Origin of the sequence: Polaribacter sp. R77954 (assembly GCF_044595335.1) — a bacterium.
GTDB lineage: Bacteria > Bacteroidota > Bacteroidia > Flavobacteriales > Flavobacteriaceae > Polaribacter.
The window spans coordinates 3,153,800-3,167,548 of record NZ_CP138992.1 but is presented as its reverse complement, the minus strand read 5'-3'; the positions used below and the strand labels follow the sequence as shown (position 1 = coordinate 3,167,548).

The 13,749-nt window shown below is 32.1% G+C and carries 7 protein-coding genes; all 7 read left to right on the top strand.

Annotated elements, in window-relative coordinates; translation table 11 throughout:
• The first annotated feature begins 20 nt into the window (after positions 1-20).
• The 7 genes from SJY27_RS13815 (at position 21) to SJY27_RS13785 (ending at position 13,736) form a co-directional block, all read left to right on the top strand.
• Positions 21-959, top strand: a complete 939-nt coding sequence (locus SJY27_RS13815; RefSeq protein WP_397445454.1) for a carbohydrate kinase family protein — start codon at positions 21-23, stop codon at positions 957-959.
• Positions 960-975: 16 nt separating this feature from the next.
• Positions 976-2,715, top strand: coding sequence for a glycosidase (locus SJY27_RS13810; RefSeq protein ID WP_397445453.1), 1,740 nt, complete (start codon positions 976-978; stop codon positions 2,713-2,715).
• Positions 2,716-2,828: 113 nt separating this feature from the next.
• A complete protein-coding gene (locus SJY27_RS13805; RefSeq protein WP_397445452.1) occupies positions 2,829-5,108 on the top strand; it encodes an NADP-dependent malic enzyme in 2,280 nt (759 codons plus the stop codon).
• 26 nt (positions 5,109-5,134) lie between these two features.
• Positions 5,135-5,716, top strand: coding sequence for a Holliday junction branch migration protein RuvA (gene ruvA, locus SJY27_RS13800; RefSeq protein WP_397445451.1), 582 nt, complete (start codon positions 5,135-5,137; stop codon positions 5,714-5,716).
• Positions 5,717-5,720: 4 nt separating this feature from the next.
• A complete protein-coding gene (sprA, locus tag SJY27_RS13795; protein ID WP_397445450.1) occupies positions 5,721-12,965 on the top strand; it encodes a cell surface protein SprA in 7,245 nt (2,414 codons plus the stop codon).
• Positions 12,966-13,000: 35 nt separating this feature from the next.
• Positions 13,001-13,381: a glycine cleavage system protein GcvH gene (gcvH, locus tag SJY27_RS13790; protein WP_397445448.1), complete on the top strand. Its 381-nt coding sequence runs from the start codon at positions 13,001-13,003 to the stop codon at positions 13,379-13,381.
• Complete coding sequence (locus SJY27_RS13785; RefSeq protein WP_397445447.1) at positions 13,347-13,736, top strand: VanZ family protein; 390 nt, start codon at positions 13,347-13,349, stop codon at positions 13,734-13,736. Before gcvH ends, SJY27_RS13785 begins: the two co-directional genes overlap by 35 nt.
• The last annotated feature ends 13 nt before the right edge of the window (positions 13,737-13,749 follow it).

Sequence of the window (13,749 nt, the reverse complement as noted above, 5' to 3'; positions counted from 1 at the left end):
AACTGATAAAGAAATTAATTTTGAAAAACAGTAATAAAAACATAGATATTTTATGCGTTGGCGAAGTCTTAATCGATTTTATAGGCCATCAAAATAATGTACTCATCAACGAAACAAGAGATTACCATCGCTATTTAGGAGGATCTCCTGCCAATGTTGCCATGAATTCAGCAAGATTAGGATTAAATCCTTATATGATTTCTGCTGTTGGAAATGATGGTTTTGGAGAATACATTTTTAAAAGACTAAATGAAGTAAAAGTAAACACAAACCATTTAAAAAAATCAGAAAATAATTCTACGAGCGTAATTTTTGTATCTCGTTCTAATGGCACACCAGATTTTATGCCTTACAGAAATGCAGATTATCACATTTCAGAAGATCAAATTACTGCTGAAATGTTATCACAAACAAAAATATTTCACACAACTTGCTTTGCATTAAGCAAAAAACCAGCTCAAACCACAATTCTTAAAAAAGCAAAAGAAGCCGTTAAAAATGGTTGCAAATTAAGTATTGATATAAATTATGCTAAAAAACTTTGGTCTAGCAAACAAGAAGCGCTAGATGTTATTAAAACCTATTGCAGTTTAAACCCTTTAATTAAAATTAGTGAAGATGATATGTTACGTCTTTTCGAAAAACAGCTTCCTCATGAAGAAATTTTTGAGTTCTTTCACAATTTAGGGGTAGAAACTGTATGCCTTACACTTGGAAGTGAAGGTGTAAAACTTTCTCAAAAAGGAAAAAATATGATTCAATTACCCGCTATAAAAATAGAAAAGGTAATGGATACAACAGGTGCTGGAGATGCTTTTTGGTCTGGTTTTTTGTTTGCATACATGAAAGAAAAAACCATCGAAGAATGCTTACAAATTGCATTAAAATTAGCAGCATTAAAACTACAAAATGTAGGTAGATTACCAGATAATATCAATATTTTATCAAAACTCTTATAATTATAATTAACAAATTATGAATCAAGAAAAAATGAAGAGTATCTCAAATGGTGTAATGTTAAATGCATACCCAGATAGCATTGGTCATAAATTAAGTGACACCATTAAAATGTTGCAAAAGCCAGAATTTAAAGATGTTTTTTCTTTATTTTATGTGCTACCTACTTTTTTTAATAGTGATTTAGATAGAGGTTTTTCTATTATTGATTATAACATCAATAAAGAATTAGTTTCTAAAGATGATTTGAAAGCTCTAAAAGAATTAAATATAGATCTAAAATTTGACATTGTTTTAAATCACTTATCTGTAGCTTCTCCTCAATTTAAAGACATTTTAAAAAACGGAGAGAATTCTAAATTCAAAGATTTTTTTATCAACTGGAATACATTTTGGAAAGACAATGGAGAAATGAATAAAGATGGCATTATTGTACCTGATGAAAAATTTCTCGATAAACTATTTATGAGAAAATCTGGACTACCAATTTTAAAAGTGCCTTTTCCTGATGGTTCTAGAAAACCGTATTGGAATACTTTTTATCAAGAAATTAAATATAATAGCATCATAGAAAACGATATTATTGAAATTATCCCCCATATTTCTCAAAACGCCGAAATGATTTGTAAAAAAATCAATTCAGCTATTCACAAAAATAGAAGTCTATCATCTATAGATTTTGAAGATTTTAACGAGTACAGAGAAGATTTCCTTTCTATAGTATACAGCAAAGCAACTTACCTTGGTCAAATGGACGTAAATGCAAAATCAGATTTGGTTTGGGAGTTTTACGAAGAAACCTTAGCAAAAGTAAAACGTTTTGGCTGTTCTATTTTAAGGCTAGATGCTTTTGCTTATTTGCACAAAGAAATTGGGCAATCTAACTTTTTTAACAAACCCGGTACTTGGACGTATTTAAAAAAAATTAAACAAATTGCAGATAAAAACAACTTAACACTTTTACCAGAAATTCACGCCGAATATGGTTTACATCTTCATGACGAAGTTGCTAAAGAAGGCTATCAAATTTACGACTTTTTCCTACCGGGGTTAATGATTCATACCTTAGAAAAAGGAAGTAATAAAGCCATTTTACGTTGGGCTAAAGAAATTATAGCAAAAGACTACAAAACAATAAATATGTTAGGTTGTCATGATGGTATACCTGTTTTAGATTTAAAAGGCAAAGAAGTTAATGGCAACTATAACAAAGGTTTATTAGAAGATGCAGAAATTGAGTCGATAATGAATACCGTAATAGAACGCGGAGGAAGAGTCAAAAACTTATACGACCCAGCTGGAAATAAAATTTCGTATTATCAAGTTAATGCCACTTTTTTTAGTGCTTTAGGTGAAGATGAACAAAAATTATTATTAGCAAGAGCTATACAAATGTTTATGCCAGGAATTCCACAAATTTGGTACTTAGATCTATTTGCAGGTAAAAATAATTATACTGCTGCAAATAAAAGAGGTACAGGTGCGCATAAAGAAATTAACAGAACAAACTTATCTCTAAAAGATATAGAATGGGGTTTAAAAACAAAAATTGTTTTAAATCAACTTAAATTAATGCGATTAAGAAATACTTTAAAGGCTTTTAATGGTGTAGTTTCTCTTAATGAATCTTTAGAAAATGAACTTCACATAACTTGGAAAAACAATAATTCTATTGCAGCACTAAAAGCGAATCTAAAAACCTTTACTTTTTCTGTTCAGTACTCAGAAAAAAATGAACTCAAAACTTTAGTTTTCTAAACCAATCTTTCTTTAAACAAATTTTAAAAAGAACTTTAAAAGGAAAGAATAATTATTTACTCTTTCATTGAAAAGCCTATATTTGTCAACAACTTAATATAAGCTAAATAAGAATGAGCGATTCAAGAAAAAGACACGAAGCTTTACTATATCACGCAAAACCAAAACCAGGTAAAATAAAGGTTGTACCTTCTAAAAAGTATGCTACTCAACACGATTTAGCATTGGCTTATTCTCCTGGTGTTGCAGAACCTTGCTTAGAAATAAAAAAAGATATTAATAATGTTTACAAATACACCTCTAAAGGCAATTTAGTTGCAGTAATTTCTAACGGAACTGCTGTTTTAGGTTTAGGTGATATTGGCCCAGAAGCCTCTAAACCAGTAATGGAAGGAAAAGGCTTGTTGTTTAAAATTTTTGCTGATATTGATGTTTTTGATATCGAAGTAGATGCTACAGATGTAGATAAATTTGTAGAAACCGTAAAAGCCATAGCCCCAACTTTTGGAGGTATTAATTTAGAAGATATCAAAGCTCCAGAAGCTTTTGAAATAGAAAGACGTTTAAAAGAGGAATTAAATATTCCTGTAATGCATGATGACCAACATGGAACAGCTATTATTTCTGCAGCTGCTCTAAAAAATGCGGTTGAAATTACAAAAAAAGACATTGCTGAAATTACAATGGTTGTAAATGGTGCAGGGGCTGCTGCAATTTCTTGTACACGTTTGTACTTAAAATTAGGTGCAAAAAGAGAAAATATCGTAATGTGCGATAGTAAAGGCGTTATTAGAAAAGACAGAGACCATCTAACCTCACAAAAAGCAGAGTTTGCAACAGATAAAAACATCAACACTTTAGAAGAAGCCATGCAAAATGCAGATGTTTTTATTGGCTTATCTATGGGAAATGTGGTTTCTCCAGAAATGCTGCTCTCTATGGCCAAAAACCCAATTGTTTTTGCAATGGCAAATCCAGTACCAGAAATAAATTACGATTTGGCTGTTGCTACTAGAAAAGATATTATTATGGCAACTGGTAGGTCAGATCATCCAAACCAAGTAAACAATGTACTTGGTTTTCCGTTTATTTTTAGAGGCGCTCTAGATGTTAGAGCTACTAAAATTAACGAAGAAATGAAAATGGCTGCTGTACATGCCTTAGCAGATTTAGCTAAAAAATCTGTTCCTGAACAAGTAAACATTGTATATGATGAAGTAAGTTTAACTTTTGGTGATGAGTATATTATTCCAAAACCTTTTGATCCTAGATTAATTTACGAAATTCCACCAGCCATTGCTAAAGCTGCCATGGATTCTGGTGTAGCATTAGAACCAATTACAGACTGGGACAAATACCGAGAAGAATTAATGGAACGTTCTGGGTCTGGTAGCAAAGAAATTCGATTAATTCACAACAGAGCAAAAAGTGACCGTAAACGCATTGTATTTGCAGAAGCAGATCATTTAGATGTGTTAAAATCTGCACAAAGAGTACATGAAGAAAAATTAGGTCACCCGATTTTATTAGGAAGAAAAGAACTGATTTTAGCCCTAAAAGAAGAAATTGGTTTTACAGATGATGTGCCCATTTTTGACCCAAAAACAGATGAGGAAAGAGAAAGAAGACATCGTTTTGGTGAAGCCTATTGGATAAAAAGACAGCGAAAAGGAAAAACCCTTACTGAGGCAAAAAAATTAATGAGAGAGCGCAACTATTTTGCTGCAATGATGGTGAATGAAAATGAGGCTGATGCATTAATCACTGGGTATTCTAGACCTTACCCAACTGTTGTAAAACCTATTTTAGAGTTAATTGATAAAGACAAAGGCATTTCTAAAATTGCGGCTTGTAACTTAATGTTAACCCAACAAGGTCCAATTTTCTTGGCAGATACCACAATCAACATCAACCCTACAGCAAAAGATTTGGTTAAAATATCGCAAATGACCGCCAACTTAGCAAAAATGTTTGGTATGAAACCTCATGTGGCCATGCTATCGTTTTCTAATTTTGGATCTTCAAATACAGAAACCTCTAAAAAAATTAGAGAAGCTGTTTCTTATATTCATCGTCATTTTCCAGATGCTGTTGTAGACGGAGAAATTCAAGCCGATTTTGCGTTAAATCCAGAAATGTTAGCAAAAAAATTCCCTTTTTCTAAATTAAATGGTAAAAAAGTAAACGTTTTAATTTTCCCTAATTTAGAGTCTGCAAACATTACGTATAAATTATTAAAACAAGTTGATAAAGCAGAATCTATTGGCCCTGTTATTTTAGGGTTAAGCAAAGCTGTACATGTTTTACAATTGGGTGCAAGTGTAGATGAAATGGTTAATATGGCTGCATTAGCGGCTGTTGATGCTCAGCAAAGAGAAAAAAATAAAAAATAGTACTTTTGGGGCGTTAATAATAATTTATGATTACACAAATTAGAGGAAGACTGGTTGAAAAAAACCCAACAGAAGTGGTTGTAGATTGTAATGGGGTTGGGTATTTACTGCATATTTCTTTAAATACGTTTTCTAGTTTACCAGCAGCTGAAAACGTGGTTTTATACACACATTTATCTATTAGAGAAGATGCACACACGCTTTTCGGGTTCATCAATAAAACAGAAAGAGAAGTTTTTAAATTACTAATTTCTGTTTCTGGTGTTGGGCCAAGTATCGCAAGAACCATGTGTTCTTCTATGACGTCTGAAGAAATACAAAATGCAATTGCGTCTGAAAATGTAAAAGTCATCCAGTCTGTAAAAGGAATTGGTGCAAAAACGGCACAAAGAGTTATTGTAGATTTAAAAGATAAAATCCTAAAAACATTTGATATTGATGCAATTTCTGTAGCAGCAAGCAATACGAATAAAGATGAAGCGTTATCTGCTTTAGAAGTTTTAGGTTTTCAGCGTAAACAATCTGATAAAATTGTAAATGCTGTATTAAAAGAAAACCCAGAAGCAACCGTAGAAAAAATCATAAAACTAGCCTTAAAAAACTTATAATCAATTGATTCGATTATTAAAACACATACTTTTATTAGTCTTATTTACTTTTTCGGTAAATTTATCTTTATTTGCACAAACTCAAAAAACAAAAGACACCACTAAAGTTAAAAAAGACACCTTAAAATTAAGATACGATTTTAAAAACACCCAAAAAGGCGGACTCTTTTTAGATGATTTGGCAAAGAAAGAAGTTATTTTTGACAAAGCTTTAAACAAATATGTAATCCTAGAAAAAATTGGCGATTATTACACCAAAACACCCATTTTTTTAACCCAAAGAGAATATGCAAAGTATCGTTTAAAACGAGACATGTTGCAATATTTTAAAGATAAAGTAAGCGCAACAAATGGTAAAAAGAAAGGTGCTGATGCTGCCCAAAGAGACTTACTGCCTGAATATTATGTAAACTCTAAATTTTTTGAATCGATTTTTGGAGGAAACAGCATTAAAGTAACACCAACAGGAAGCTTAAACCTAAAACTTGGTTTTATTTATCAGAATACAGAAAACCCACAAATTTCTGAGGAAAATAGAAGCAGTTTGGTTTTTGATTTTGACCAACAAATTAATGCAAGCCTTCGTGCAAAAGTTGGTGAACGTTTAGAATTTAGCGCAAACTACGACACACAATCTACTTTCGATTTTCAAAATTTAATAAAAATAGATTATACACCAACCGAAGATGATATTTTACAAGGTATAGAAGCAGGTAATGTTGCAATGCCTATTAAAAACTCATTAATTAATGGTGCGCAAAGCTTATTTGGGGTAAAAGCAAAATTACAATTTGGCAACACCAATGTAACCGCTGTTTTTTCTCAACAAAATTCTGAAAGTAAAACGGTTGTGGCAGAAGCAGGTGCATCAATTGAAGAATTTGAACTCAGAACCACAGATTACGATAATGATAGGCACTTTTTCTTATCGCAATTTTTTATAGATAATTATGCCAACTCTTTAAAACAATATCCACTAATTAGTAGTCAAGTAAATATTACTAGAATTGAAGTTTGGATTACCAACAGAAACGCAACTACAGAAGATTTTAGAAGCATTGTTGCCTTTGCAGATATTGGTGAAACCAATACCCCAAGTGCCGATAATAATTTTTACAGCAATTTTGTAAATAGTTCTGGTGAGGTTGAAAACTCAACCAACCCTATTACTGTAAACGCAAATGGTGAAGTGCTATATCTGCCACAAAACGATGCCAATACTATTTATGAAGACAATATTTTAAACGGAATTAGAGATGTTTCTACTGTTGAATCAACTTTAAGAAACGAATTTTCTATGTCTTCTGGTACAGATTATTCTATTTTAGAAAATGCTAGAAAATTGAGTACTAATGAATATCGATTAAATTCGCAATTGGGCTATATTTCTTTAAATAGAAGGTTAAATGATGGCGAAGTTTTAGCAGTTGCATACGAATATACAGTTGCTGGCACAGTTAATGGTAGTACCCAAAAATCATTTAAAGTTGGTGAGTTTTCTAATGATGGTGTACAAGCACCAGAAAATTTAGCCGTAAAATTATTACGTTCAGAAATTTTACAAACCGTTCGCGAAAACCCAAATACTGGCGAAAATGAATCATTCCCAACTTGGCGTTTAATGATGAAAAACGTTTATGCACTTGGGGCTTTTCCGTTAACACAAGATGGTTTTCGTTTCGAAATCCAGTATAGAGATGATGATACAGGTATTGCATCTAATGTTTTGCAAAACGCAAATACGCCTAATATTCCGAACTTACCTTTAATTCAGGTTTTTAAGTTAGACCAGTTAGACCAAAGTCAATTTAGAACTTCAGATGGCTTCTTTGATTATGTTGAAGGAGTTACTGTAAATTCACAAAACGGATATGTAATTTTTCCAGAACCAGAACCTTTTGGTAATGATTTGGTAAAAGATCCTAACAACTCTGCAGATATTGGTTTAGATGAAACTTTAGATGAAAAATTTATATTTAAAGAACTCTATTTAAACACTAAAATCAACATTCAAAACAACTTTCAAAACAAAGACAAATACTTTTTAAAAGGATATTTTAAATCTGAAAGTGCTGGTGGAATACCAATTGGCGCATTTAATGTTCCAAGAGGCTCTGTGAGAGTTACTGCTGGTGGTAGACAATTGGTAGAAGGTGTAGATTATGTAGTAGATTATCAACTAGGTAGAGTACAAATTATAGATCCTGGCTTACGTGCTTCTGGTACTCCAATAAATGTTTCTACAGAGAATAATGCCGTTTTTAATCAACAAAGAAAAACCTTTATGGGGGTTGATATTGAGCACAAATTTTCTGATGATTTTGTAGTAGGTGGTACTGTGTTAAATGTGATGGAAAGACCTTTAACGCCTAAAGTAAATTTTGGTTCAGACCCAATAAACAATACCATGTTTGGGGTAAATATTGATTATGCTACAGAAGTACCATACTTTACAAAATTAGCGAATAAACTGCCTTTTGTAGATACAGATGCACCTTCTAACATTTCTGTAAGAGCAGATATGGCGTATTTACTGCCAGGTACACCAAGTGGTATTGATGTGGCTGGCGCAGCTACTTCTTATATTGATGATTTTGAGGCTTCTCAAATACCCATTAGTTTATTATCTGCTTTAGACTGGTACGAAGCAAGTACACCAAAATATAACGATATTACAGACCGTTTTAATGGTAATGCCAGCGGATTAAATTATAATGATAAAAGAGCAAAGTTAGCATGGTATAGCATTGACCAAATTTTCTATGGTTTGGGTGATACACCAGCTAGTATTAATGCAGATGAACTTTCTAGAGCAGAAACAAGACAAATAAATTACAGTGAATTGTTTCCGAATCAACAATTTGATATTACTCAAAACACCTTATTAAGAACATTAGATTTGGCGTATTTTCCAGAAGAAAGAGGTTCTTACAATTTTAATATTGATGCTAATGATGTGAATGACAATGGTACTTTAAAAAATCCTGAAGAAAATTGGGGTGGAATTATGCGACCATTAAACACCAATAATTTTGATCAAGCCAATGTAGAATTCATTCAGTTTTGGGTAATGGATCCTTACCAAAATTATTCTATTACACCAGAAGAAGGTTTACCTGCAGGTATAAACCCAAATGATATATCTAATCAAGTAGGTGATTTATACATCAATTTAGGAAATGTTTCTGAAGATATTGTAAAGGATAGCCGTAAAATGTTTGAAAATGGTTTACCTGAAGATGGTATAAAAGTAAACGATGTTAATGTAAACAGAACAATTTGGGGAGATGTACCTAGAAATCCTTCAATCATTTATGCATTTAGTGAAGAAGATGATGCAAGAAACAATCAAGATTTAGGTTTCGACGGTTTAACAGATGCTGAAGAGTTAACCAATTTAGCAGCAAATTTAGGGGTTGATCCACAAACGTTACCAAGTTATCTCATAAATGATCCTGCTTCTGATAACTTTCAATTTTTTAGAGGTGGCAATTTAGATGCCTTAAATGCATCAATTGTTAGAAGATATAAAGATTTTAACAACACGCAAGGAAACTCGCCCACGTTAAATCAATCTCCAGAAACTTACCCAACTTCATCTACAACATACCCAGATGTAGAAGACATCAACAGAGATCAAACCATGAATACTGTTGAAAGTTTTTATGAATATAAAATTTCTATGAATAGAAATGATTTACAAAAAGGTAAAAATTTTATTGTAGATCAAAAAACAACCACAGTAACCCTAGAAAACGGTAACACGCAAGAAACCACTTGGTATCAATTTAGAGTACCAATCAGAAATGGTACTCCAATTAACGGAATTTCTGACTTTAACAGCATTCGTTTTGTGAGAATGTATTTAACCAACTTTAAAATGCCTGTGGTTCTTCGTTTTGGTGAGTTAGATTTGGTTAGAGGAGATTGGAGACGTTACTTAAAAACTATAGATCCAGATATTGACCCAAGTAGAGATTTAAATCAAGCTGAACTTGAAAGTTTTGAAGTTGGTGTGGTTAGTATTGAACAAAATAATGGAACATACCAAACGCCTCCAGGTATTGAACGAGAACGTTTACAAGGCACCACCACTGTTCAATTACAAAATGAGCAATCGGTTACACTAAAAGTAAATAACTTAGAAGCTGGAAAAACAAGAGCCATTTACAAAAACATTAGTGTAGATTTAAGACGTTTTAAAAACTTACAAATGTTTATGCACTTGCAAAGTGTAGAGGGCGAAGCCCCTGCTGCAGACAATGCCTTTGCAGGAGTTATTCGTTTAGGTACAGATTTAGATGAAAACTATTACGAGTTAGAATTGCCCTTAAAAGTTTCTGAAAGTGGTAATACTGCCGAACAAATTTGGCCAGAAGAAAATAACCTGAATGCCTTTTTAGAAACTTTAGGTACGGTTAAGTTAGAAAGAGATGGTTTAGGAGAGCCTATAAACGAACCTTATACCTCTCAAAATCAAGGAGACTTACCTTATAAAGTAACCGTAAAAGGTAACCCTACTTTAGCGCAATTAAGAACCATTGTTTTAGGATTAAAAAATACCAGTCTTAGCAATAAGAGTGGAGAGGTTTGGTTTAACGAACTAAGATCTTCTGATTTTGATAATGAAGCTGGCTGGGCAGCTGTAGTAAATGCAGATGCTAATTTTGCTGATGTTGCCAACGTTTCACTATCTGGTAGTATGCAAACCATTGGTTTTGGTAATGTAGAAGATAGAGTTGCACAACGTACTTTAGATGAAACCAAGCAATATGATATAAGCACAACAGTAAGTTTAGGTAAAGTACTAACGCCTCAAAAATGGGGACTTCAAATTCCTATGAGTTATAGTATTGGCGAAACGTTTATTGATCCTAAATTTGATCGTCAATACCAAGACGTTGAATTTAGCGAGGTAAAATCGTTCTTTGAAAGTCAAACTGATAGCCCACAAAAGGAACAAGCTTTAGAAAACATCAATAATTCTCAAGATTATACAAAACGAACCAGCATTAGTTTTATCAATGTAAAAAAGAATAGAAACCCAAATACTACTAAAAAGCCTAAATTTTATGACGTAGAAAATGTAGCGGTTTCTTACTCTCATAATCGAGAATTTCGCAGAGATTATAACATTCAAAAGTTTATCAACGAAAATGTAATGGCTTCTGCTGGGTATAACTTTAATTTCGATGCTAAACCCATTGAACCTTTTAAAAAGAATGATTCTTTATTTAGAAGTAAGTATTGGAAATTTTTAAAAGACCTTAATTTTAATCCAGTTCCAACTACATTAGCCATAAACTCTAGAATTAATAGAAGTTATAACGAGCAGCAATCTAGAAACTTAATTGAAGGCTTATCTGATCAACCAGAATTAATTCAACGAAGATTTTTATTTGATTGGGATTATACAATTGGTTTCGACCTTACAAAATCATTACAACTCAACTTTAACGCTACTAATAATTATATTTATGATGCTTTTGGAAGTGGAGAAGAATTGCAAATTTTTGATGATTTCTTTAATACAGGTAGAGCAAATCAATACCACCAAAAATTAAACGGAACATACCAATTGCCTTTAGATAAATTTCCATTCTTAAAATTTATTAAAGCAGATTATGCTTATACTGCCGATTTTGATTGGCAGGTATCTTCACAAGACCAAACCATTGCAGAACAGATTGGTAATGTAATTCAGAATGCCAATACACATAATTTAAATACCACGTTTACGTTTGATAAAATATACAAAAGCATCGGTTTTGAACGATTGTTATTAACCAAAACACAACGTAAAAACGCAAAAGGAAAAAACTTATCTAGAATAAGACCCAAGAAAAATTTACCCATTGGTAAACAAATCTTAAAAACTACTTGGGGCTTATTAACTTCTATAAAACAGGGTAAAGTAAGTTATACCGAAAATAATGGTCAATATTTACAAGGTTATGATGAGGGCGTTGGTTTCTTAGGTGGTTCTCCAACTGCTTTTGCTTTCGGTAGCCAAGTAGATATTAGAAACAAAGCACTTACCAATGGATGGTTGGTAAATCCTAGAGGGGTTGATGAAGAGTATTTTAACAAAACTTACAGCCGAACGCACTATAATAAATTAGATTACAACTTTACTTTAAAACCTGTTGCTGATTTAAATATAGATGTAAGGGGTAACAAAATACAAACTAAAGATATTTCGCAACAATTAGATGTTATTGCAGCAAATGACCCAACTGCGAACCCAAATGGAATTTTAGACGATACTATTGACACCTTCGAAACTGGAAACTTTAGCACAAGTCATTCTATGTTTTCTACCGCTTTTACAGATGGTGATGCTTTATTTCAAACAATGAAAGATGCTCGAGTTGAAATTTCTCAAAGATTAGCATCAGAAAATGGTATCGATACAAACGACCCTGCAAATATAAATGACGATGGTACAGTAAAAGGTTTTGGTGGCAATAGCCAACAAGTTTTATTACCGGCTTTTATGGCTGCATATTCTGGTAAAAGTCCAACAAAAGTAAATACAGGATTATTTAGAAATATACCAATACCTAACTGGACATTACGTTACAGTGGTTTTATGAAAATGAAATGGTTTAAGAAAAACTTTTCATCCTTTGTAGTTTCTCATGGCTATAAATCTTCTTACACTATATCTAACTTTACAAATAACTTACAATATAAAGACGGTACTGCATTAACCGAAACTAATGCTGCAGGCAACTTCGAGTCGCAAAGATTAATAGCAAGTGCCACTTTAGTTGATGAATTTTCGCCATTAATTAAAGTAGATATGAAAATGAAAAACTCTTTTTCGTTTCGAGGTGAAGTAAAAAGAGATAGAACTTTAACCATGAATTTTAACAACAGCACTTTAACTGATATTGCTGGTACAGAATATATTTTTGGATTAGGTTATGTTTTTAAAAACGTAAAAATGAACACGCGTTTTACGGGTAAAAAAACCACTTTAAAAGGAGATATAAATTTAAGGGCAGACGTTTCTTTACGAGATAATTTAACACAGATTAGATATATAGATGAAGATAATAATCAAATTAGTGGTGGTCAACGATTATTTTCTATTAAATTTACAGCAGATTATATTTTAAGCAGAAGCTTAACTGCCTCTTTTTATTATAACCATCAAACCTCTAGGTTTGCAATTTCTACCACATTTCCAAGACAAGCAATTAATGGAGGTATAAATATTGTTTACAATCTAGGAAGAAACTAAAAAAGTAAATTCAAATTCATAAAAAATAGTAAAAAATGAACATTCCATCAGAATTAAAATATACCAAAGACCACGAGTGGATTAAAATTGAAGACAACATTGCTATTGTTGGTATTACAGATTTTGCTCAAGGCGAATTAGGAGACATCGTTTATGTTGATGTTGATACTTTAGATGACACTGTTGAAGAAGGTGAAGTTTTTGGCTCTGTAGAAGCCGTAAAAACTGTATCTGACTTATTTATGCCTTTAACTGGTGAGGTAATTGAATTTAATGAAGGGCTAGAAGACGAACCAGAATTGGTAAATTCAGATCCTTACAATAAAGGTTGGATGATTAAGATAGAAATTTCTGACAGCTCACAAATTGAAAACTTACTAGATGCTGCAGCGTATAAAAACCTTATTACTCAATAACGTACTACTTTTTGCAATAGGGGTTACTGTAGCCATCTTATGTTTAAGCTTAATAAAAGTTTCTAATGTACCGAGTATGGACGTTAAAAACATAGATAAAGCATACCACTCTATTGCCTATTTTACGTTAGCCATAACTTGGTTATTTAGCTTTTATAAAAAGCCACAAAAAAAATATACAATTGTGTTGCTTTGTATATCTTTTGGCATAATTATTGAGGTGTTACAAAGTAATTTAACAGCATATAGATCTGGAGATCTATTAGATGTATTAGCCAATAGTTTAGGTGTACTATTAGCATTATGGATTTTTAATATTTTTTTAAAAAAAAATCGCATTAAATCATCTTCATAGTTGTAATTAAAAC

Coding starts and splice junctions, on each gene's coding strand:
- SJY27_RS13810 (WP_397445453.1), top strand. CDS start 976: ATGAATCAAGAAAAAATGAAGAGTATCTCAAATGGTGTAATGTTAAAT.
- SJY27_RS13805 (WP_397445452.1), top strand. CDS start 2,829: ATGAGCGATTCAAGAAAAAGACACGAAGCTTTACTATATCACGCAAAA.
- SJY27_RS13785 (WP_397445447.1), top strand. CDS start 13,347: ATGCTGCAGCGTATAAAAACCTTATTACTCAATAACGTACTACTTTTT.
- gcvH (WP_397445448.1), top strand. CDS start 13,001: ATGAACATTCCATCAGAATTAAAATATACCAAAGACCACGAGTGGATT.
- ruvA (WP_397445451.1), top strand. CDS start 5,135: ATGATTACACAAATTAGAGGAAGACTGGTTGAAAAAAACCCAACAGAA.